The organism is Thermofilaceae archaeon (genome assembly GCA_038731975.1).
Taxonomy (GTDB): domain Archaea; phylum Thermoproteota; class Thermoprotei; order Thermofilales; family Thermofilaceae; genus JANXEW01.
The window spans coordinates 42,781-64,669 of the sequence record JAVYQJ010000007.1 but is presented as its reverse complement, the minus strand read 5'-3'; the positions used below and the strand labels follow the sequence as shown (position 1 = coordinate 64,669).

Genomic DNA, 21,889 nt, shown 5'->3' with positions numbered 1-21,889 from the left:
TAAGTTTGCGCCTAGAGCGGCATCGTGCCCGCCTCTCCTCACAAAAGATTATTAACTTTAGGATGAACGGAGGGTGGAAGCGAATGTTATCACGCTTCCGCCTCGCGTTGAATGCGTACACTCTGCTCCTCTACGGTGAGGCCCTAGCCTCCTACTGCATCGTCTTTGTGGCGGCGCTTCCCTTCTATCCACCCCCCATAGCCTGGCTCATCGTTGCTGGGTTGACCGCGCTCCTGCACTTCTCTCATAGAGCCATGAGGAGCATGTTCATCATTCTGGCACTCCCCGCGGCTCTCTACGCTCTGGGGCCCCTGGGTGTCCTGGTGTGGGCAGCCTTAGCCACCTGCTCGAGCCAGCCGAAGCTGCTCCCGGCCAGCCTGGCTCTTCTGGCGGTCACGCCCTACCACGAGCTCGGGATCTCCGCCGCTCTCGCGCGGTACGCGTTTGGGCCGAAGGCTCTCGCGGCTTTCCTCGTTACCTTGCTGCTGACGATGATGTCCGCGTCAGCTCTCGTGGGATCGTATAAGCCGCTAGGCAACAGCGTGCTGCTCGGGGTCCCGCCCCTCGAGAGGCTTGACACCGCATCGCTGGGTTCGGCCTTCGGAGAGCGGATACCTAAGTGGCTTCAGCTGAACTTGGGGTCGGCCGGCGCTTACCTAATCGATCCCCGTACCTACTCCTTCATCGCTCTGACTGCGGCCGCGGTTGCGGCAGCGCGCTCGATCCACGTCAGAGTGTTCCAGGTGTTGGAGGAGAGGAGGAGCTTCGCCGTGCTCGGGGGGCTCCCCGCGAGGTTGCTTAGTCCACTTTGCGCTTGGCTTGCGATCGCGGGTCTCATGGGCGTCCTGGGCTGGGTCTACGAGTTTATGGGTGGGGAGTGGGGGCTCAGCTTCCTAGCTCTGCTCCCGGCACTGCCGATAGCCGCTGCCTACTCGCTTGCGCTGGGGAGCCCCGTTTCGTGCCACAAGGTGGAAGCGGTTCAGCCTCTTCCCGTAGTAGCGGCAGAAGGAGCTAGAGCCGAGGAGCAGAAGCAGCAGGCCGGGGTAGGAGGGCTGCCGAAGCTCGATGATGTGTACGACATGGAGCAGGTGAAGGCTAGAATTCGCGAGATCCTAGAGAGCGTGCGGGGGAGGAAGCGGGCCTACGGCGTTATCCTCTTTGGCCCCCCGGGCACTGGGAAGAGCTTCCTGGCGAAGGCGATGGCCGGTGAGCTGGGCTGGCCCCTCTTCGAGGTGAGGGCGGAGGAGATCTTGACGATGTGGTACGGCGAGAGTGAGCGCAAGCTCGCGCTCCTCCTCGACGAGGTGGAGAGGAGCGCGCCAGCCGTACTCTTGATCGACGAGATGGAGCAGGTAGCGATGGCAAGGACGAGGCGCGGCTACGTTCACGAAGTGACGGTAAGGCTCGTCGACATCCTCCTGCGTAGGCTTCAGGAGCTCCACGACAAGAAGGTGCCAGTTCTGATCGTCGGGGCAACAAACGTGCCGGAGGAGATCGACCCGTCCTTCCTCAGGCCCGGCCGCTTCGACGAGGTCATCTACGTGCCCCTCCCCGACGCGAGGGGGAGGAGGGAGCTCTGGGAGAACTTCCTACGGAGAACATTTGGCGACGTTGTGGCGGACGTGGAGGAGCTAGCGAGGTTGAGCGAGCGGTACTCGCCGGCTGAGATCCAGTACATCGTTGAGAGGGTTAGGGAGAGGGTGGGAGGCGGGAAGCCGAACCTGGACGACTTCGTCAAAGCCCTCAACGAGTACAGGCCAAGGATAACCCTTTCCAGCCTGAGGCGTTACGAGGAGCTGGCCAGGAAGTACTCAGCGGTACGCGTCGAGGCGAAGCCCGCCTTCGTAGGGGAGGTCAGGTGGGACGACATCGGCGATTTGGAGGAAGTGAAGAGGGAGTTGAGGCTCGCCGTCGAGGGCCCGTTGAAGCACCGGGAACTCGCTGAGAGGCTGGGGGTGAAGCTGCCGAAGGGGATCCTTCTCTACGGGCCGCCCGGCACGGGTAAGACCACACTCGTCAAGGCCCTCGCAAACGAGCTCAACGTCACTTTCGTGACGATATCGGGCGACGAGTTGGCGAAGGCAGGCCCGCTGGGCGCGCCGCAGCTCATCAGGGAGAAGTTCGATCTGGCCCGCGAGAACGCACCTGCGATCCTCTTCATCGACGAGGTAGAGGTGCTGGCCAGGGCTAGGGAGGCCAGCGAGTGGCGCAACGCCCTCTCCCAGCTCCTCGCGGAGATGGATGGCCTTGAATCGGCGCAGGGGGTCGTCGTGATCGGCGCCACCAACAAGCCATGGGAGCTGGACGCGGCGATCCTCAGGCCCGGCCGCTTTGACAAGCTCGTCTACGTGCCGCCACCAGACAAGGAGGGCAGAATGAGCGTCCTAAAGGTCCTCCTCCGCGGCCTCGACGTGAGTGAGGATGTCATCGAGCGCCTGGCCGCCGAGACCGAGTACTATACCCCAGCCGAGCTGAAGGCGATCACCGAGAGGGTGAGGAGGCTCCTCTTCGAGGAGGCTCTGCAGACCGGGAGCGCGAGGACCACTGTGACATGGGAGGATATCGAGAGAGCGCGGAGAGGGATGAAGCCGAGGCTCGACCCGAAGCAGCTCGCCCTCTACGAGCTGTTCGCCAAGCGCTTCTCCGGTTAGCGGCTGCAGTTAGCCATTTTTACGGCGAGCCCGCAGGAGTCTTGATGAAGCTGGAGGAGCTGAGGAGCATCGCCTCTCGCTACTCAGCCGCGGCTCTTCTGGAGAAGGGTTCGACGAGGGTTCTCGTGGTTGAGAGGGGCGCGAGGGTACTAGGTCTGTACGTAGGCGGGCTCAACCTGCTTTGGGTCAGCCCCGAGCTAGAGGTGGTCTTAGAGAAGGGCGGCTGGAACGTTGGCGGGCTCCGCCTCTGGCTCTCCCCCGAGCGGGCCTTCTTCTACGAGGACCCGGAGAAGTTCGAGGGGTGGTTCTGCCCCGCCAGCCTGGATCCCGGCAGCTTCAGGATCACCTACGCCGGCCCGGATAGGGTCGTGCTCGAGGGCGTGATGGAGGCCACGGACCGCTTCAAGGGCTGGAGGCTTCACGCGAAGGTGAGGAGGGAGTTCAAGCTCGCCGCTCCCGATAGGCTGCTGGTGAGGGATGCAGTGCTGGCCAGCTACCCGGGCGACTTCAACCTTTGGGCTCTCGCCCAGGTGGAGCCCGGCTCGAGGGGGGCCGCGGTCGTACCAGTGAAGGTGGGCGCGCAACCCGTCCACTACTTCGGCCCGATACCTTCCGAGCGCTTGGTCGTAGCGAGGGATCACGTCTCCTTCAAGATCGATGGCGCGCGCGTCTGCAAGCTGGGCGTGAGGCCGGAGGATCTGCCGTTCGAGGGCTCCGCCGCGATAGCTCACGTAGCCGAGAGGGAGGGCGGGGTGTGGGCTCTGCTGCTGATGAGGACGCACGATGCTCCGAGAGGACAAGAGGAGTGCCTCGACCCAGCCAAGGCCGACCCAGCCGGCCCGAAGGGCTGCGTGCAGAGCTACAACTCGGGCCCCGAGGCTGGGCCGGAGAGGTTCGGCGAGATCGAGCTCCACTTCCGGCCGGCGGTCGAAGTGGGCGGCCGTAGGGTTTCAGTGGCCGAGTACGAGCTGGTGTTCGAGGTGGGCTCTCGCGAGAGTATCATGGAGCGCCTCCGCCGCGAAACGGGTTTGAGCGAGGTAAGCCTGCCGTAGCCCGTTAACGATTTTTACTCAATCGCATACTCCTTTTTGTGAGAGTTAGGGTAGGCTTCATCGGCTGCGGCGGGATTGCGCAAGTGCACGCCGATAGGCTCGTTAAGATGGAGGACGTCGAGCTCGTTGCTTTCTCAGATGCTGTGCCGAGCAGGGCGCAAAGCTTTGCTGAAAGGTACGGTGGGAGAGCGTACGCCGACTACAGGCAGATGCTCGAGAGGGAGAAGCTGGACGCGGTCTTCATCTGCATACCGCCCTACGCGCACACCGACCAGGAGATCCTCTGCGCCGAGCGCGGTGTGCACTTCTTCGTTGAGAAACCCGTCGCGCTCACCCTCGAGAGGGCCGTAGAGATCCTGAGGGCGGTGGAGAGGGCGGGCGTTATCACGCTCGTCGGTTACACGAGGCGCTTCCTCGACTCGATGAGGGCTGCGAGGCAGCTGCTCCGCGAGATGGGCGGAGACGTCATTCTGTACGAGGCATGGTGGATCGGCGGCGTGGCGGGGGGCCCCGACCACTGGTGGAGGCGTAGGGAGCTAAGCGGGGGCCAGCTGGTTGAGCAGTCGACCCACCTCGTCGATCTGGGGCGCTGGCTGGTGGGCAGCGAGGTTGAGGAGGTTTCAGCGTACTTCGAGACGAGGTCGCTGCGCGACCTGCCCAACTTCAACATCGAGGCCGCGTCAGCCGTTATCATGCGCTTCAAGTCGGGCGCGATCGGCTCCGTAACCAGCACGTGCGCCGCGCAGCCGGCCGGAATGGACGTGAACTTCCGCTTGATCGCTAGGAACCTGGAGCTCATCGGCTCGGGCGGCGACGTAATCGTCGCGCGGGGCGAGGAGAGGAGCGTCATTAGCGCGACAGTTGACCCCTACTTCGAGGAGGATCGGCACTTCATCGACTGCGTCAAGCTGGGCCGCGAAACCGACGTCCCGTACATCGAGGGGGTGAGGACGCTGGAGGTGACGCTGGCCGCCGTCAAGTCGGCTGAGGAGGGGAGGCCGGTGAAGCTCCCCCTCTTCCCCTACTAGCGGCAGCCGAGCAGGACGACTGCGAGCCCAGCGACGTCGACGGCCAGGGCGAGGAGGAGCAGTTGATCCCTGAAGCCCGCCATCCAGAGGGCTCCACCGATGAGGGGGGCTACGGCGGCGATGAGGCCGCCGATGATGCTCGATGCGGTGAACCACGCCGCCCTGAGCTCCGGGGGCGGGGTTTCCCAGAACGCGGTGATGAACGGGATGAAGCTTGCGAAGCCAGCCCCGTACATGAGCCCGACGATTCCTAAGCCGCCAGCAGCTACGAGGGCCTCTCGGCTGGGGACGAGGAGCGCGAGGAGGGTGCCAGCGTACAGGAGGGTTCGGAGGGCTGCGTAGATCCTCAGGTAGCCGTACCGGTCGGAGAGGGCTCCGGCCGGCAGGGAGAGCAAAAGGAGCGCTGCTATGCCAGCCGTATTCATGGCGCCAATGACGTAGGGGTCCGCCCCCCTCACCTCTACGATCCAGAGGGGGAGGAAGGCCATCGAAACCCCCATTCCGAAGCGTTGAGCCGACATCGCGACGAACCAGGCCAGCGCTTTGCGCTTAGTGAATAGCCACCTCAGGCTCCGCCAGAGGCTTGACTTTCGCCCTTCCTCGCTGCGTGCCTCCGGGAGCCTCAGGTCCTCCATGTGCGCGGCGATAATGAACGTTGCGATTAAAGCGGCTGCGAGCTGGACGAGGAAGATCGGGCGAATACCCTCGACCGTCATCCCCCCGAACGCAACGACGATCGCTGTTGCGACGGGTGGTGCGAGAACGCTGAAGGCGTTCCACGCGACGCGGGACAAGCCCATCGCTGTGGCTCTCGAGCCCTGCCCCGTGACACCAACGATGACGATGTCCGAGATCGGGAAGATGAGGGACGGAGCGATGAAGGAGAGGAGGAAAGCTGGGATGAGCATCAGCCAATGGCTGGCGATGGCGTAGGTGAACGCTGACAGAGCGAAGACGAGGAAGCCGATAAGCAGCGTCCTCCTCACCCCATGCTTCGCCATGAGCGCGCCCGCCGGAGCTGCCGCGAGCGCGCTCGCCACGCTCCCGATGCTGGAGAGCGAGCCCAGCTCAACGGGGTTAGCGCCCAGCTGAACCGTGTAAATCTGTAGATAGGTGGCCGGTAGGCTCGCAGCCCAATTGTACAAGCCTGTCACCGCGAGAATCACCTTGTACCTCTTGTCCAACCCCCTGAAGGGCTGAGTAAGATGGAATAAGCGCATTGCGGTAGCGCGGCTACCCGCTGCGTAATAAAGCATTCCGCTAGGACGCTACCCTGAAGCGGTACCTTTCGATGCTCAAGCCCAGCCTGCTGAGGAGAGCGTGCTGCTCGCGCAGCTGTTTCTCCGAAATCGCCGGGTCGAAGCGCGACTCCACGTTCAACCGCTCGTACTCGAGAGCGTGCTGCTCCAGCAGCGGGATCAGATGGGGCGGCGGCGTTGAGCGTAGAGTGTACACGGTGACTGTTGCTTCGCGGCCGTCCGAGTATACAGTTGCTAGCTTGGGGTTCTCGACGCCGAGCTGCTTCATCGAGAGGAGCACTCTGAGGTCCGGTAGGGATGGGGCTGTCCGCGGAACGGGGTGGGAGTGAACGATCGCGACGGCTCTACCGTGGTCGGTGACGAGGGGGATCCCTACGCCGAGCGTTGAGCCCCTGAGGTGTAGTAGGTAGCCGTCCTCGTAGACGATGATCGCGTGCTCGAAGGGTTCATTAATGCCGGCGAGACCCTTAGCCAACTCTATTATTTGGGTTTCCACAGGCATATTGTGAGAAACTCTATTTATTCCTTGCGCCTCAATGCCTGCTCCGGTTCTTCATCAATCGGTTTGCCCAAACCCTTTCATCGGCTGGAGCTCTTACAGGTTGTGGCTCATTAATTTAGCTCAACGTGCAGCTGGCCGGCCATAATAGCCTCCAGGAGGCGCTCGAGCCGCATCTTCCGAGCTGAGAGGGATGCAGCCAGCGAAGGTTTAACCTCTACAACCTTCGTTCTCATCAGCTCCAGCACTTGAACGTAAACCGTGCGGGACGCGGTCATTGCAATCCTTGCGTCAACCTCTGGCAATATTTGGGCAGTTTGGGGTCTGAGATGCTAGCGCGCGGGTAAAACGCTGGTATGACGGGCTTCCGCTAGCCTCAAGATCTCCGTAGGCGTCAGCTCGTAGACCCTCTTCTCCAGGTCGACGAAGCTGGCAAAGGCCTCGGGGTCTAGCCCCAGCCGTTTGAGGACCTTTGAGAGCTTCTTCCGCCTCTGCGAGAATAGGGGGGCTGTGAGTTCCTCCACGCAGGGGAAAAGGTGGATGTGCTCTCTGCGCGGCTTGAGCTTGACTATCAGCGAGTCCACCTCCGGTTCCGGGTAGAAGGCCTTCCGGCTCACGCTGCCGACGATCTCGACGCTAGCGTACAGCTGCGCTAGAACGCTGAGTCTACCGTAATCCCTGCTTCCAGGCTTCGCTGCGAGCCTGAGCGCAAACTCCCTCTGGAGCGTAAGCACGGCGAGCTCGTAGCTCTGCTCGCGGAGCAGCTTTACGATGAGCGGGGAGGAGATGCTGTAGGGGATGTTGCCCACCACCTTTGAGGAGCGCGGCAGCGGCAAGCGCAGCGCGTCGCCGTGCAGGATGTCGACGAGCGGGCACCCCCTGAAGCGCTCCCTAAGGGCCTCCACCAGCCTCCCGTCGACCTCGACGGCGACCACGCGGGCCCCCCTCTCCGCGAGAGCGGCTGTCAACGCACCTAAGCCCGCCCCTATCTCGTACACGACCTCGCCCTCCCGCGGGTCAACCGCCTCCAGGATCGCTTCAAGAGCTCTCCTGCTCACCAGGAAGTGCTGGCCCAGCCTCTTCCTCGGCTTGATGCCGAACCGGTTGAGAGCCTCCCTCACGTACCTCCTGGACGCGAGCTCCCAGCTCGAAGCCACGCTGCTAGAAGCGGCCTTAGTCACAGCACCACCGCGAAAGCGGGATGCCGCTTAAAGCTCTTCTCCCAGCCCGCTAACCCAAGTTTCGCTGCTCAGTCACGCTTTTAGGCTGGGGTAAGCAGCAATGGCGGTACGTTGGGTATGGCTAGCGCCCGGGAAGACGAGGTTGTGAGGAAGATGGCTGCTATGCTTAAGTCGGGGGCTGCGATGCTCGAGCAGACGTGCCCCTTCTGCAACGTCCCCCTCTTCCGGTTGAAGACTGGCGAGGTTGTCTGCCCAAGCTGCGGTCAGCGCTTCGTCATCGTGAGCAGCGATGAGGAGGAGCTGCAGGCCCGGGGAAACCTAACGCTGCAGGAGCTTGAGCGGGCCGCTGTGGAGCGGCTAGCGCAGGTGACCGCTGAGCTGAGGAGCGCGAAGGACTACTCCGAGGTCTCCGAGGCCTTGGACGTCGCCCTCAACCTGCTCCGGGTGATCGAGTACGCGAGGAGGATCAGGCAGGGTAAAGCCGGTTAAGGTCAGGGACGGCGTCGAGGTCGCCTACACGCCGGAGCAGTGGCAGCTCCTCCGCGAGCTGCGCTTAAGGGCGCAGCGGTTGATGCAGGCCCTGCCCGGCAGCCTCCTTGTGGGGAGCGTGGCGCGCGGGGACGTGCACAGGGGTAGCGACATCGACGTCGCCCTCCTGGACCCCCGCCCGCCCTCGCTTGTTGAGGAGCATTTGCGGCTGGCCGGCTTTGCTGTCGCTGCCAGGGAGCTGGTGCAGGCGACACCGCTCTCGACTCCGAAGCTCTACATCCACCTCAGCGGCGGCGAGAAGGTGTCGATCCCCCTCGCCAAGCTCTCGAGGGTGGAGGAGGAGTTCTACCGGTTCGCCGGCTCGATCACGCTGGAGCAGCTGACCAGAGGCGAGAGGGTAATGGGGGTGAACAAGAGGCTGCTCGCAATCATCCCGACGGGCGCGGGGCACATCGAGTTCTCCGTAATCGGCCGGGAGGCTGAGGTGGCGGATCTACTGGGGGTCTCCATCGATACCGTGATGGACCGCGTTAAGGCTCTCACGAGGAGGGATGAGGTGGGTAGGACTGGGCTCTACCTGCGCATCGAGATCCCGGAGTGGGAGAGCCCCGAATCCGTGATAGCCCGGGTAGCCAAGCGGACCCCGACCCTCCGCGATTGGGTCGGTTAGCCCTCCCTTCTCCACTCGAAAATCAGTACCGCCCTCTCGGGCTGGGCGCTCCTCACTCCTTCTCCCACCATCTCACCCGTGACCCTGTACTCGACGATAGCGCCCCCCTCCCGCTCTTCGATGCTCACGGCTTTAACCGGGTAACCCCTTTCTCTAACAAGGTACGCTAAATCGTCGAAGTAGTCGTAGAAGCCGCAGGTAAGGCAGAAGCTCCCCGTGAACTCCACTTTGAAGCTGTCGCTGGACAGCTCCACGATCCTGGCTCTAGCCTCAACGCCGTGCAGCCTGTTGTACTCGCTCACGGCTTCCTCGACGGCCGCGCGGAAGCCCTCTGGCACGCGGTGGGTAAGCCATCCGCGCTTTAAAGTTTGAGCTACCGGCACGCGGTGAAGGAAGCTTTCTAGAGGTTCCTCCTCTCCATGAGAATCTTTAGCACCGGTATCGATTCCAGCTTGTCGCGGCTGAGCAGCTCCCAGTAGACCCCCTCAGGCCTCCTTCGCGGCCCGCTCACTTCGATTTGGCCCTTGGGGGTGAAGATGAGGTCGACGGGGACATCGTGCTTCAGCATCGGGATCCGCTCGACGATCTGCAGGTCGTGGACTGTCGTTGCGATCGGGACCCCTTCGTCGATAACGCCGAGCTCCCTGAGAATGGCGTACTCGAGATCGCTGAAGCCGCCCCCCTTCCCCACCCTCCCCCCCTCTGCGCTGACTGCTACGCTGCCGGCGACCTTCAGATCGATCTGCGGCAGCTTGTCGAGAGTCTGGCTGCCGTACTTGAAGGCCCCGGCGATTGTGGAGGCCTCCCGGTAGGCGCTCCGGGGGATCTTGGAGGGGTTCAGCACGAGGAACCCGCTCCTCAGCCTCGGCGACGCCATCACGACCATCTTTCCGTAGTGCAGTGCCGCCTCTCTGACGGGCCTCTGCGGCGAATCGGGGTTGCAGAAAACTACTTCGGCCTTCTGGAAGGCCCGTGAGCGTACCAGCAGCGCGGCCGCCGCCTCGGCACCCGCGAAGTTCGGGATCCTCCCCTCAATGGGGAAGGGCGGCCTAGCAACCCCCTTCTCCCTCAGCAGCCTCCAAACCCTCCTCCTGATCTCCTCCTTCTGTCTTCTGACCTCTTCCACGCGCGAGCCGTGAATGGGGAAGATATAAGCGAAGCTCGAGGTCGGGGGTTTAAATCCAGCCGCGAAGCTTCATGGCGTCGTACACGCGCTGCAGCGCGGCCACGACAGCCGCATCCCTCATGGACGCGTCCTTGCGCTGGCTCCTCAGCTTCTCCCAGTGCTCGCACACCCTCCTGAAGTTGGACTCCATCAGTTTTGCCAGCCTGGACCTCGTCTCCTCCTCGCCCCAGCTCCAGCGCTGAAGGTTTTGAGCCCACTCGAAGTAGCTCGTAACAACTCCACCCGCGTTGGCGAGCATGTCCGGGACCACGACGATTCCTCTCTCGGCCAGGATCCTCTCGGCCTCAGGGGTGGTGGGGCCGTTGGCGCCCTCCACCACGATCTTCGCTTTGACGAGGTGCGCGTTCTCGACCGTCAGTTGGTTCTCGAGCGCGTCTGGGGCGACGATATCGGCGTCGGCGTAGAGAGCCCCCTTCGTATCCCTCGAGTGCTCACCACCGGGGTAATTGTAGATCGTTCCTGTCTCCCTCACGACCTTCATTGCCTTTTCCACGTCGATGCCGGAGGGGTCGTACACCGTGCCGCCGATATCGGATATTGCGACGATCTTGAAGCCCATCTTGGAGGCCCAGTAGGCGTGCCAGGAGCCCACGTTCCCGAAGCCCTGGATGGCCAGCGTCAACCCCTTCGAGGTCCCGATGAATTCCTCAGCGGCCAGCTTCGTGATTACGGCGCACCCGAAGCCGGTCGCGTAAACCCTCGCCGGGTCGCCGCCAAGCTCCACCGGCTTACCCGTGAAGGAGGCGGGGCTGGGATAGCCCTTCAACCTGCTGTACTCGTCGACCATCCACGCCATCACTTGCTGATCGGTCCCAGAGTCGGGTCCGGGGATATCGAGAAGCTCGCCGAGAACGGAGTATAGGGCTCTTACGTATCCTCTCGACAGCATCTCCAGTTCGCGCCGGGAGAGCTTGCGGGGGTCCACCCGAACAGCCCCTTTCCCACCCCCATAGGGTAAGCCGGCAAGGGAGTTCTTCAGAGTCATCAGCATCGCTAGCGCGATATCGTCCTCCAGCGTGACGTTTGGGTTGAATCGGATCCCGCCCTTGTAGGGGCCCAGAGCGCTGCAGTGCTGGACTCTGAAGCCCTCGAAGACCTCAAGCCTGTTGTCGTCCATGCGGACCGGTATCGAGACGATGACCACCCTTTCCGGCTTGCTCAGGATGGTGTAAAACTGCTCCGGGAAACCTCCCAGCTCAATCCCTCTTCGTAGGGTCGTTAACACGGTCCTGAGCAGTTGAGAGGAGCTTTCGCTCACGCTTGAGGATCGGGGCGAACGGTAAATAAATGTGGACGCCTAATGAGTCGGCAGGGGGGCTGCCTCCCCGTTAATGAAGTTTTAGCGGACGGTTGGCGGTATCGCCCGTTTCGCAACGGAGGCTGCACGCGCGCTCCAATGGTGTTTCGCGCGATGAGTAGCAACAAATATCATACTCTGAGCTACCGCGTGCGTAATGGCTGCCAAGGAGCTAGCCGTCCTGGTTGGCGGGCCGGCCGGCTCGGGCGTGTTCGCCACCGGAGCGATCGCAGCGAGAGCCCTGCTCTACCACGGCTACAGCGTCTTCGCGACGAACGAGTACCCTAGTACGATCCGGGGCGGGCACCAGTGGGTTCTCGTCAGGGGTCGATTGGGCGAAAACGTGTACGCGCACTGCCGGTCGATCGACGCGCTGCTCGCGCTCGACGCGGAGACCATCAGGTTGCACGAAGCGAGATTGGGGGGTAGAGGGGTAGTCGTCTGCGACGAGTCTGTTGCAAAGGGGCTTTGCAGCAACGCGCGCATCGTAGCGCTGGGCCTCCGAGAGGTTGTGGAAAAGGCTGGTGCGCCTCCCGTGGCGGTGAACGTCGCGGGTTTGAGCGCCCTCCTAGCAATGATGGGTGCGAGGCTGGAGCCGATTCTCGAGGCGGTGAAGAGCTACTACAGGGGTCGGGAGAGGCTCGCGGAGCTCAACGTGCGAGTCGCGACGATGGCTTACGAGTTGGGGGTTAAGCTTGAAGCCTTATCCAGCCTCAAGCTCAAGTATGAGCCGCGAGGGGGGCGCCTGCTCTTAGACGGTAACTCGGCTGTCGCGTTGGGGGCGCTAGCCGGGGGCATGAGCTTCTTCGCAGCCTACCCGATCACGCCCGCCTCCCCCATCCTCCATTTCTTAGCTGAAGTTCAGGAGGAGGTTGGAGCTATCGTGGTTCAAGCCGAGTGCGAGCTAGCGGCCATCAACATGGCTGTGGGAGCCGCGTACGCCGGAGCGAGGGCTGTCGTCGCAACCTCAGGCCCCGGTTTCTCTCTGATGGCTGAGGCGCTCGGCGAAGCCGCGATGACTGAGACGCCGATCGTGGTCGTGAACGTCCAGCGGGCGGGACCGAGCACTGGGCTCCCCACTCACACAGCTCAAGGCGACTTGAGGTTCGCCATCCACGCTTCTCACGGCGAGTTCCCGCGCGTTGTGTTGGCACCGGGCGATCCGGTTGAAGCCTACCAGCTGACCTGCGAGGCGCTGAACCTTGCGTGGCGCTACCAGGTTCCCGTCATCCTCTTGACCGACAAGTACCTGGGGGAGAGCTACTGGACGATTGATGGGCTGCCGAGGGTTGAGCCCGACGAGGGGTCCATCATCGTTGGTGAGGCACCGGCGGGCTATGCCAGGTATCGCGTGACGGATGACGGCGTCTCGCCGATGCTGCTCCCCGGCACGAGGGGCGCGAGGGTCTACGCGAATGCGAACGAGCACGACGAGGAGGGGTTCGTTACCGTCGACCCGGAGACCGTCAGGAGGATGCAGGAGAAGCGGTTCAGGAAGCTCAGGATGCTGAGGGCGCTGGCGGAGGAGAGGGGGGTGAAGGTGTACGGTTCGGGTCGAGTGGCGCTCCTCGTCTGGGGCTCGACGAAGATGGTGGCGCTGGAAGCCCTGAGGGAGCTGGAGGGGGTTAAGCTCGTCCAAGTCGTCTGGCTTGAGCCCTTCCCAGCCCAATCGCTCGGGAGGGAGCTCGAGGGGTGCAGAGTGCTGGTGGCCGAGAACAACGCGACGGGGCAGCTGGCGTCGCTGGTGAGGGAGCACCTGCTGCGGGAGCCCGATTCGCTGCTGCTACGCTACGATGGGAGGCAGTTGGAGCCGGAGGAGATCGTGGAGTTCGTGCGGGGTGGGAGGGGTGGCTAGCGCCTTCGACACGGGTAGGCGGCCCCAGTGGTGCCCGGGCTGCGGGAACTACGGCATCCTCGCGGCAGTGAGAGCGGCGCTCGCCGAGCTGGGGCTCAAGCCGGAGAGCGTGGTCGCGGTTGCTGGCATCGGCTGCCACGGCAGGATGACGGAGTACCTGGGGGTGAACGCCTTCCACGCGATACACGGGAGGGCGGTACCCGTTGCAGTCGGCGTGAAGCTGGCGAACCCCAGCCTGAAGGTTATCGTCCACACCGGCGACGGGGACGCGTACTCGATCGGCCTCAGCCACTTGCTCCACGCGGCCCGGAGGAACGTAGGTATCGCGGTCATCGTCCACAACAACATGATCTTCGCCCTTACGACGGGCCAGGCGGGCCCCACGACCCCGAAGGGTGTTAGAACCAGATCGACGCCGTCCGGGAACCCGGAGGAGCCCTTCAACCCAATTCTGCTAGCCTTGGCTAGCGGGGCGACTTTCGTCGCTCGCGGCTTCAGCGACGACGTCCAGCACTTGAAGGAGCTGATTAAGCGCGCCGTAAACCACAGGGGCTTCGCGATAATCGACGTTATTCAGCCCTGCCCCACCTTCTACGACGTGAGGCGCGAGATCAGGGGAAGGCTGTACAAGCTGGAGGGGCACGACCCCGCGGACTTCAAGGCGGCTTTGAACCTTGCCTTGGAGGCGGAGAAGATCCCGCTCGGCGTGCTCTACGATGTCGAGAAGCCGGCCTTCGAGGAGAACTTCAAGCACTTGGTTAAGCAGCCCGCAGAGCTCGCGAGCCTAAGGAAGCTCAGCCTAGCGAAGCTGCTAGCCAGGTTCAGCTAACCCCTCGCCGATCGCTAGAGCGAAGATCTACCGTCGGCCTAGCAATCCTTCAACGAGCTGGCTAACCGCGGTCAAACGCGCGCTGTTTAGCCGCTACGCTCGATCCTCGGTTTACCCCGAGCCGGCCTCTCTTAGGGCCCGCGTTAGTAGCGCTGGGATCTCGCGTAAGCTACCGGCTACGGGCACTCCGGCTCGGGAGAGCTCCTCAACCTTCCCCTCGTAAGTACCCCGGGCGCCGAATGCTATGGCACCGGCGTGACCCATCCTCCTGCCGGGTGGCGCGTAGCGGCCGGCTATGTACGCGACGACGGGCTTGCCGCGCCTTACAGCGTACGCCCTGGCGAACTCCTCCTCCCTCGTTCCACCGATCTCTCCCACGAGTACCACGGCGTCCGTTTCGGGATCCCGCTGGAACATCTCGTAGACGTCCCAGAAGCTGAGCCCAGTGACAGGGTCTCCGCCGATCCCGACGGCGGTCGATACTCCGAAGCCCGCTTCGGCGAGCCTCAACGCGACCTCGTAGGTGAGCGTCCCGCTCCTCGAAACGATACCGATCCTCCCGGGCTTGAAGAGGTGACCCGGCATGATCCCCACCTTGCACTTCCCAACGCTGATCACGCCCGGCGTGTTTGGACCGATGATCGTGGAGCCCCGCCGCGTGGCGTAGTTGACCATGAGGAGGGTTTCGTGCACCGGGATCCCCTCCGTGATAACCACTACCAGCGGGATCCCAGCGTCAACCGCCTCATAGACGGCGTCTGGAGCGTAGCGTGCCGGGACGAAGATTATCGACGCGTTGATGTCGGGGTGGGCCTCCACCGCCTCAGCCACTGTATCGTAGACCGGGACACCGTGCACCCTCCCACCCCCCTTGCCGGGCGAAACTCCGGCTACGACCTTTGTCCCGTAGCGGAGCATCTCCTCCGTGTGCAGGCTACCCTGCCTCCCTGTGATCCCCTGCACGAGGACCCTCGTGCCCTGATCTACGAGAATCGTCACGGGCCGACCACCTCGCTCACAGCCTCCTCTAGCGCTCCGAAGACCTTGACCCCCGCCTCGCTGAGGATCCTCCTCCCCTCCTCCTCCATGAAGCCGGTCAAGCGTACCACCAGCTTAACGCTCCTTCCACCGGCCTCTCGTAGGGCTTCGACAACCCCCTTCGCCACCTCATCGCACCTAGTGATCCCGCCCACGATGTTCACCAGCACCTTCTGGATGCCGGGCTCGCTCAGCACGAGCTTTAGCGCAGCTTTCACGCGCTCCGCCGCTGCTCCACCGCCCAGGTCGAGGAAGAGACCCGGCCTCCCGCCAGCCTCAGCCACCGCGTCCAAGGTGGCCAGCGTCAGCCCCGCGCCGTTACCGACCACCGCGACATCTCCCTCAAGCTCCACCGCGGCGAAACCCCACCGCTTAGCTTCGAGCTGCAGGGAGCCGAGCTCCTCCTCGTACCTGGAGATGAACTCCGCGAGCCTAGGGTTGCCCGAGTCGGTGTCCGCGATGGCCTTGCGATCCACCGCAACGAGCCCCCGCTCAGTCTCGGCTAGAGGGTTGAGCTCGAGGAGGGTGAGGCTGTAGTCCCAAAGGGCCTTGTACATGCCCCGCAGGATGGGCTCGATCGCGCTCTCCGGCGTGTTCAGCTGCTTCGCGACCCGCCTCACGTGGTAGCTCCTGAGGCCCGTGTACGGATCCACCCTCAGCATGAGCACACCTCCCGCAGCCTCCTCCACCTCGATCCCGCCGGCGGAGCTGGCTAAGAGGAGCACCCCCGGCGGAGAGCCACCCACCATCATGGACAAGTACAGCTCCCTCACCACGCGGAGCTTCTCCGAGACCATCACGTGCCTAACTCTCTCGCCCCTGAACGTTGCACCGAGCATTTGCAGCGCGTGCGACTTAGCCTCGCTGAGCGTTCCCGCGATCCTCACCAAGCCCATCCTCCCCCTGCCCCACCCACGTACCTGGGCTTTCACGACGTAGGGGGGTTTGAGGCGGGATACTAGCTCCTCGAATCTCCCCACGTCTGCCTCGCCGACCAGGACTGCTTGCTCCGTGGGGATTCCGTACTGCTCGAGGATCCGCTTAACCTCGAACTCGTGGAGTATCACAGGCTATGTTTTTGCAGAAGGTATTTATTGTGCACCTCTCCTGACACAGGGAGAGGAATGCCCCCGAATTCGGGGGATAGAGATAAGGAGAGCTCGTACGTCGCTGTGAGGCTACTGGGCGGATTGAAGGAGGTCTACACCTTCAAGGAGCTAGAGGAGCTCCTAGACGTCCCGGCTCAGGTCCTCTGGAGGTACACGAGTCACGTCCAGTTCCCCGAGCGCGGAACCGCGAAGAAGCTGCTGGACGCGATCGAGAGCAAGCACCTTCTGGAGCGGGCGATCAGGGAGCTTGTCGTAAAGCCCCAGGGCATAGCGGAGGAGTGGCGCCTGTTCTTCAACCCCCGCTTCCTCAACCTGGTCGGCTACATAGCGTGGAAAGCGTTCGGGGATGACAACGTTGACCTCGTGCTGGCGACAAACGAGCGCGATTCGGCTCTCGCCGCGATAGTAGCGGACTGGTTGAGCGCGGACGCGTGCGTCGCGACAGAGAGGGCCTGGGCGAGCTGGGGGAAGCTGTACACCGCCTCCTATCGTTCGAGCGAGAGGGGCGAGACGGTCTACCTGCACATCCCTAGGGAGGCCCTCGAGAAGGGAGCGAGAGTTCTGGTGGTGAAGGGTGTGACGAGGAACTTCGAATCCCTCCAGGCGATCTCCTCCATACTGGAGCAGGCCAAGTGCGAGCTCGTGGGTGCGCTAATCGTAGCCTCAGTCGGTGTCGATTTGGCGGAGAACCTGGTGAAGTATGGGGTAAGGAAGGTGAAGATAATCGTCCGGAAAACTCCCAGCGGCTTCGAGCTGAGCCTCTAACCCTTCAGCTGAGGGAACCTCTCCAGGATCAAGTCCACAATCCTGCCAACCCCCTCCTCCAGGGGCACGACGGTTGGTATGCCGTACTTCATCTCGAGCTCCGCCCTGATAGCTAGGGCCTCCTCCCTCGTCAAACCCTCTGTGTTCAGCGTGATCGCGAAGACGCTCCTCCCGGTGAGGATCTCCAGCAGCTTGAGGTAGTCTTCCAGCGGGGGCATGGGATACTCGGGGAAGCCGTCAAAGTGCTTCCTGGAGGGCGCGTGCTGCAGGATCGTTACCTCTGGCTTCAGCAGGTTGAGGATCTCGAAGGTTCCGGGGAAAACCGGGTGGAGGGGTGAGCCCTGGCCAGGCACGACGATAGCCTTTGGGCGCTCCTCAACGTACGCCCTCCAGACGACGTCTTCGAGGACTCCCGGAATGAAGTCGTTGATCAGGCTGTCCAGGACGAAGGCGTACTTGGCCCCCTGCATCCACGCGGTCTGCCCCGTCCCGATGAAGACCGTTTTAACGCCGCGCCCGTTCAGCTCGTCAGCGATCATCCAGGCGGTCGTCCGCTTACCCACGGCGGAGTCCGTCCCCGCCACCACGATCTTCAGCGCCTTCACCTCCCTTATCCTACCGCTGTAGTGGATGCGCATGCCGTAGAAGAGCTTGCGGACGTCTATGATCTCCGCGCCTGTGGAGCGAGCGATCTGAGCAAGCTCAGGGTCGTCGCTGAGGAACTCGTGGAGGCCGGAGACGACGCTGATCCCTCTCTTGAGCGCCGCTTTCACCGTCTCCCTGTAGCCCGGAGGTAGTACTCCCCCCGTGGTTGCAACACCGATTATCAGGTACCTCACGTCGGGGTGTTCCCCTAGCGCCTCCTCGAGCGACGCGTAGATCCTGATGCCCCGCCTCTTTCCGTCGAGAACCTCCCCAGCGTCCAGGCCGGCGAGCCTGCTATCGATGACGCCGACGATCCTGTAGCGCTCGCTCCTCCTCACTAGGCCGTGGGCAGTCTTGGCGTCGGTGGTCGCGTAAAAGCCCTCCGCTAGTATGACAGCTTTCGGCCGTTCATCCACCTTCCGGTCACCACAGCCACTACCGGTCCCTCGAGCTCCTCGCTTTTCAACTTGTTAAGAGCAAGCAGGGACGAGGCGGAGGCTGGGAGCGCGGGGAGCCTCTCGAGGGCTCTCATCAGTATGGCTGCTTCCAGCATCTCCTCGTCACTGAACGTGTAGACCGTGCCCCTCGTGGAGCGGAGAGCCTCAAGGGCTTCCGCTGCGTCGAGGGCTTTGGCCGCCGCGAGTGGCTCGTTGATCCACGTCTCCCTTACTTGAACCGGCTCATCCAGGGTAGCCTTCCTCCTCCAGATCAGCGCGAGCTGGTTGGCGTGAGAGGTGGTTGCGGCGATGAGCCGTGGGATGCCGGTCGCGTAGCCCTCCCTGTACATCCTTAGGAAACCCCTGTAGAGGCCGGCGAGCGTCGTCCCGTTGCCCACCGGGACCGCAACGGCGTAAGGCGCGTCGCCCAACTGCCTCACGATTTCGCTCGCGATGCTCGAGTAGGCTTCGAGGCTCAGTTCGTTGTTGACGCTACCAGGGTTCGCGTCGTACCACCCGTTACTCGCTGCCGCCCTAACGCTCGCTTCAACCGCCTCCTCGTAGCCCCCCTCGACGAGCACAACCTCTGCCCCCAGCCTTCTCATCTCATCGATCCTGCTGTTCTCGTAGCCCTCCGGTACGTAAATCACCGCTGATAGGCCGAACTGACGCGCGTAGTATGCGAGAGCCACGCCGTAGTTCCCGCAGGTGCCGACCGTCACAACCTCCATCCCCTTCTCGAGCGCTGAGAGCACGTGAGCGACAGCCGCTCTATCCTTATGCGTACCGGTTGGGTTCGCGCCCTCCCACTTGAAGTAGAGGGGCTTCCCGTCGAAGCCGAGGAAGCGGGCGAGAACTCTGCTCCTAATTAAGGGTGTTGATCGCTCGACCAGTTTACTCGACGAATCCTCCTCGGTCACAACTTACCGTTTGCGAGTCCATGCTCGAGCTTAAGACCGTTAGTAGACTACCATGAGTGCAAAAACCGCAACTCGCACAATCATCCCGACACTCCATAGACTCTTGGAAGTTCATGTTGAAAAGCTGACTTACGCACCGGAGCCGCGGGGATTCTGAGCGATGCCTTTTTCAGATGCTTTACGAAACCTGCGGGCGGCAACGAGAGCAAGTAGGGAGGCTGCGATCAGCGCGGCGAAGAGCTGCGGAGCCCATTGCCCTCGAGCTTCCGGCTCGAGAGGAGCGTGGTAGGCCTCTCGAAGCCCCTGGTACAGCAGCTTGCGGTGGGTACGGTGCCAGTCGAGCGCGCCGAACGTGTTGAACACGATCATGCTGTCGTAGTCGAAGATGGTCCACCAGACGGCGCCAGCCAGTTCCCCGGCCCTCGACCTGATAATCCTCCATGCCTTTATGAAGTACTCCAACTGCCCAGCCTCGCCCACGCCGCCTCCGGACCAGTAGCCGAACTCGCTGATTAAGAGGGGAAGGCTTGGGTACCTCCTCCGAAGCTCCTGTATCGCCCCCTCCAGGTCCTCGATCCTCCCGTAGAAAACGCCGAAGTACATGTTGACTGCCAGCACGTCGAGCCCGGCTCTCAGCGAGGTGTCGTCTGTCGGGTCCCACCGCACCGCCTGGGTGAGGAGCCGAGTGGGATCGATCCTCTTCGCCAGCTCCCTCATCCTCCTCAGGTAGGCGACGCGCTCCTCTCTGCAGGCGCACTCGTTCGCGAAGCTCCAGATGATGATCGAGGGTCGGTTGAAGTCTCTGAAGATCATCTCCAGCAGCATCTGCTCCGCAACACCCCTCTCCATTACTACCCGGAAGCCCGCGCAGTCGAACCAGTAGACCGGTATCTCCTCCCAGACCAGGAGGCCAAGCCGATCCGCGTACACGTAGGTGAGCGGGTGGTTCGGGTAGTGGGCTGTCCTAAGGAAGTTCGCTCCAACCTCCTTCACGATGACGAGGTCCCCGTAGATCAGCTCTGGTGGTATTGATCTTCCGTAGGCAGGGTGGTCCTCGTGCCTGGCCACACCCCTCAGGAAAACGGGTTCCCCGTTGATCGTGATCCTACCCCCACTGATACCGACTGTTCTAAAGCCGAACTGATCGTAGAGCTCGTCCACAACCAAGCCGTCTACAACCAATTGGGCGCCCACGACGTAGAGGCGGGGGTTCTCGGTGCTCCACTCAGAGACCTCTAGGCCGTCCAGGCGGACTTCGAAAACGCTGATCCCTGTCCGCAGCTCGACCTCCCGGGCTAGTTCAACCAGCGGTGCTGAGCGATCGGCCACGAGGGCTGGGCTCCACTCGAGCCGCCCCGCCGCGTTGGCCGGGTAGAGCGCGAGCTTGAGCGTTGCCCTACGGGCTCCGTCGCTCACGATCGTGGCCCGGGCCCTGAGAGTCCAACCCGCACCTTTCTCAGCTATCAGATCGAGCCGTGCGATGTACGTGGAGTTCACGATCTCTATGTAGACCTCCCGGTAGATGCCACCGTAGTTCCACCAGTCGCACTTCGCGTAGGGGACCGAGAGGAAGCGAGAGTCAGGAGAGTCCCAGGGCACGTTATCGACCCGGACGACGAGCTCGTTCAACCCGGGCTTAAGCGCGCGTGTAGCATCGAACAGGAAGGGCGTGAAGCCGCCCTCGTGGTAGCCTAGATACACGCCGTTCAGCCACACGTCGGCCACGTAGTTGACCCCGTGGAAGACCAGGAATACCCTCGCGCGCCCCTCCAGCTGACCGCCGGCGACTTCGAAGACCCTCCGGTACCATGCAACCCCCTGGTACCCCTCCCTTGCGGAGCCCCTCGCGTTATTGCACGAGGGGACTCGCGTTCTCATCCAGCCGCTCCTAGCCAGGGCCGTCCTCATCTGCTGCTCGAGCAGCTGAAGCACCTCACCCGTTCTCGGCGCCAGCGAGAGCCTTACACCGCCGAACATCGCCTCACCCCCCTCCTCATCGTAGAGGATCTCCCACTCGCCCCCCAGATCGATGTACCTGCGGGAGGGCTGGAAAGCGAAGGTCGGGTAAACGACACCGTTCTGCAAGGGCACGAGCACCCCGTCTACCTCCACCAGCTGAAGGGTTGGTGGAGCCAGCGGGCGGGAGTAAACCATCGCGGGTGACGCCAGCAGAGCGATCAGCAGGAGAGCGAGCAGCAGCACAGGGGGAGCAGCTTCGGGACCGCTTTAACCCTAGCGCGAACCACAGGCCACGCGGGGATGACGCAATCCCGCCCCCGCCGAACTACAGTTTGAGCGGGGTTGTGTAAACTAACGCATATATATTGTCGCCGGTGAGGCGCGAGCGTGGACGCTGCTATCAAAGCCGTTGAACTCCGCAAAACCTTCGTCACAAGAGAGGGGGGAATGCTCTTCCGCGGGAGGAGGAGGATCGTTGAAGCGCTCAAGGGGGTCTCCTTCGAGGTCAGGAGGGGGGAGATCTTCGGGCTACTGGGCCCAAACGGGGCTGGAAAAACAACGACGATAAAGATACTGAGCACGCTCCTGCTGCCCGACTCGGGTGAAGCGTGGGTTGGGGGCTTCCACGTGGTGAAGGAAGCTCCAAGGGTTAGGGAGGTGATAGGGGTCAGCCTCTACAGCGATAGGGGTTTCTACTGGAAGCTGACGGGCCGGGAGAACCTCCTCTACTTCGCCCGCCTGTACCACATGGATGAAAAGCACGCGAGGCGCAGGATAAGCCAGCTTCTCGAGCTCCTCGACTTAAGCGCGGACGCGGATAGGCTGGTTGAGGAGTACAGCACGGGGATGAAGTCGAAGCTCAACATCGCGAGGGCCTTGCTGCACGACCCTCCGATCCTCTTCCTTGATGAACCAACGATAGGGCTCGACCCCAACTCGGGCTAAGCGGCGCCTTCTTCCCCGTAACCGCTCTGCCGGAGGGCGCCAGGGTCGTTGCTCTAGCTCTCCCCTTCACCTACT

At 62.8% G+C, this 21,889-nt stretch carries 21 protein-coding genes; 9 read left to right on the top strand and 12 right to left on the bottom strand.

All coding sequences use genetic code 11. The features are described from left to right. Positions 1-83 precede the first annotated feature (83 nt). From QXF46_05045 to QXF46_05035, 3 genes are read left to right on the top strand one after another with little or no spacing between them, the layout of a single operon-like run. On the top strand, positions 84-2,651 hold the full coding sequence (locus QXF46_05045; GenBank protein ID MEM0226221.1) for an AAA family ATPase: 2,568 nt from the start codon (positions 84-86) through the stop codon (positions 2,649-2,651). Positions 2,652-2,695: 44 nt separating this feature from the next. After that, positions 2,696-3,703: a DUF6786 family protein gene (locus QXF46_05040; protein ID MEM0226220.1), complete on the top strand. Its 1,008-nt coding sequence runs from the start codon at positions 2,696-2,698 to the stop codon at positions 3,701-3,703. A gap of 38 nt (positions 3,704-3,741) precedes the next feature. Continuing rightward, positions 3,742-4,731, top strand: a complete 990-nt coding sequence (locus QXF46_05035; protein ID MEM0226219.1) for a Gfo/Idh/MocA family oxidoreductase — start codon at positions 3,742-3,744, stop codon at positions 4,729-4,731. Here QXF46_05035 and QXF46_05030 read toward each other — a convergent pair. The 4 genes from QXF46_05030 to rsmA all read right to left on the bottom strand — a co-directional run bounded on the left by QXF46_05030 (position 4,728) and on the right by rsmA (position 7,670). Then, the gene (locus QXF46_05030) at positions 4,728-5,951 is read right to left on the bottom strand and encodes an MFS transporter (GenBank protein ID MEM0226218.1); all 1,224 of its coding nucleotides are present in this window, start codon (positions 5,949-5,951) and stop codon (positions 4,728-4,730) included. The genes QXF46_05035 and QXF46_05030 overlap by 4 nt on opposite strands. Before the next feature lie 40 nt (positions 5,952-5,991). Beyond that, positions 5,992-6,486, bottom strand: a complete 495-nt coding sequence (locus QXF46_05025) for a hypothetical protein (GenBank protein MEM0226217.1) — start codon at positions 6,484-6,486, stop codon at positions 5,992-5,994. Positions 6,487-6,602: 116 nt separating this feature from the next. Beyond that, positions 6,603-6,794: a hypothetical protein gene (locus tag QXF46_05020; protein ID MEM0226216.1), complete on the bottom strand. Its 192-nt coding sequence runs from the start codon at positions 6,792-6,794 to the stop codon at positions 6,603-6,605. A gap of 27 nt (positions 6,795-6,821) precedes the next feature. Beyond that, complete coding sequence (gene rsmA / locus QXF46_05015; GenBank protein ID MEM0226215.1) at positions 6,822-7,670, bottom strand: 16S rRNA (adenine(1518)-N(6)/adenine(1519)-N(6))-dimethyltransferase RsmA; 849 nt, start codon at positions 7,668-7,670, stop codon at positions 6,822-6,824. A 117-nt stretch (positions 7,671-7,787) separates the two neighbouring features. Between rsmA and QXF46_05010 the strand changes: the two genes are divergently transcribed. Together QXF46_05010 and QXF46_05005 are read left to right on the top strand one after the other, a co-directional pair. Continuing rightward, complete coding sequence (locus QXF46_05010) at positions 7,788-8,159, top strand: Sjogren's syndrome/scleroderma autoantigen 1 family protein (GenBank protein MEM0226214.1); 372 nt, start codon at positions 7,788-7,790, stop codon at positions 8,157-8,159. Positions 8,160-8,241: 82 nt separating this feature from the next. Further along, the gene (locus tag QXF46_05005; protein ID MEM0226213.1) at positions 8,242-8,829 is read left to right on the top strand and encodes a nucleotidyltransferase domain-containing protein; all 588 of its coding nucleotides are present in this window, start codon (positions 8,242-8,244) and stop codon (positions 8,827-8,829) included. On the opposite strand, the gene QXF46_05000 is transcribed toward QXF46_05005, so the two are convergent. From QXF46_05000 to QXF46_04990, 3 genes are all read right to left on the bottom strand, one after another. After that, complete coding sequence (locus tag QXF46_05000; GenBank protein MEM0226212.1) at positions 8,826-9,167, bottom strand: hypothetical protein; 342 nt, start codon at positions 9,165-9,167, stop codon at positions 8,826-8,828. The two genes, QXF46_05005 and QXF46_05000, sit on opposite strands and share 4 nt — an antisense overlap. Positions 9,168-9,229: 62 nt before the next feature. Next, the gene (locus QXF46_04995; protein MEM0226211.1) at positions 9,230-9,955 is read right to left on the bottom strand and encodes a 5-formyltetrahydrofolate cyclo-ligase; all 726 of its coding nucleotides are present in this window, start codon (positions 9,953-9,955) and stop codon (positions 9,230-9,232) included. A gap of 49 nt (positions 9,956-10,004) precedes the next feature. Further along, a complete protein-coding gene (locus QXF46_04990; protein MEM0226210.1) occupies positions 10,005-11,273 on the bottom strand; it encodes a Glu/Leu/Phe/Val dehydrogenase in 1,269 nt (422 codons plus the stop codon). A gap of 196 nt (positions 11,274-11,469) precedes the next feature. Between QXF46_04990 and QXF46_04985 the strand changes: the two genes are divergently transcribed. Together QXF46_04985 and QXF46_04980 are read left to right on the top strand one after the other, a co-directional pair. Next, the gene (locus QXF46_04985; protein ID MEM0226209.1) at positions 11,470-13,167 is read left to right on the top strand and encodes a 2-oxoacid:acceptor oxidoreductase subunit alpha; all 1,698 of its coding nucleotides are present in this window, start codon (positions 11,470-11,472) and stop codon (positions 13,165-13,167) included. Further along, entirely contained in the window at positions 13,160-13,996 is an 837-nt protein-coding gene (locus QXF46_04980; protein MEM0226208.1) for a thiamine pyrophosphate-dependent enzyme, read from the top strand. Before QXF46_04985 ends, QXF46_04980 begins: the two co-directional genes overlap by 8 nt. Before the next feature lie 111 nt (positions 13,997-14,107). On the opposite strand, the gene sucD is transcribed toward QXF46_04980, so the two are convergent. Together sucD and QXF46_04970 are read right to left on the bottom strand one after the other, a co-directional pair. Beyond that, positions 14,108-14,995: a succinate--CoA ligase subunit alpha gene (gene sucD / locus QXF46_04975; protein ID MEM0226207.1), complete on the bottom strand. Its 888-nt coding sequence runs from the start codon at positions 14,993-14,995 to the stop codon at positions 14,108-14,110. Further along, positions 14,992-16,101, bottom strand: coding sequence for a succinate--CoA ligase subunit beta (locus QXF46_04970; protein ID MEM0226206.1), 1,110 nt, complete (start codon positions 16,099-16,101; stop codon positions 14,992-14,994). Before QXF46_04970 ends, sucD begins: the two co-directional genes overlap by 4 nt. 57 nt (positions 16,102-16,158) lie before the next feature. Between QXF46_04970 and QXF46_04965 the strand changes: the two genes are divergently transcribed. Further along, a complete protein-coding gene (locus QXF46_04965) occupies positions 16,159-16,908 on the top strand; it encodes a hypothetical protein (protein MEM0226205.1) in 750 nt (249 codons plus the stop codon). On the opposite strand, the gene QXF46_04960 is transcribed toward QXF46_04965, so the two are convergent. The 3 genes from QXF46_04960 to QXF46_04950 form a co-directional block, all read right to left on the bottom strand. After that, positions 16,905-17,969, bottom strand: coding sequence for a DUF1611 domain-containing protein (locus tag QXF46_04960; protein ID MEM0226204.1), 1,065 nt, complete (start codon positions 17,967-17,969; stop codon positions 16,905-16,907). The two genes, QXF46_04965 and QXF46_04960, sit on opposite strands and share 4 nt — an antisense overlap. After that, positions 17,939-18,910 (bottom strand): pyridoxal-phosphate dependent enzyme, encoded by a 972-nt coding sequence (locus QXF46_04955; GenBank protein MEM0226203.1) that lies wholly within the window; start codon positions 18,908-18,910, stop codon positions 17,939-17,941. The genes QXF46_04960 and QXF46_04955 overlap by 31 nt, the downstream gene beginning before the upstream one ends. Positions 18,911-19,039: 129 nt before the next feature. Then, complete coding sequence (locus QXF46_04950) at positions 19,040-21,112, bottom strand: glycoside hydrolase family 2 TIM barrel-domain containing protein (protein MEM0226202.1); 2,073 nt, start codon at positions 21,110-21,112, stop codon at positions 19,040-19,042. Positions 21,113-21,256: 144 nt separating this feature from the next. Here QXF46_04950 and QXF46_04945 point away from each other — a divergent pair, with 144 nt between their 5' ends. Beyond that, on the top strand, positions 21,257-21,814 hold the full coding sequence (locus QXF46_04945) for an ABC transporter ATP-binding protein (protein ID MEM0226201.1): 558 nt from the start codon (positions 21,257-21,259) through the stop codon (positions 21,812-21,814). Positions 21,815-21,889 lie beyond the last annotated feature (75 nt).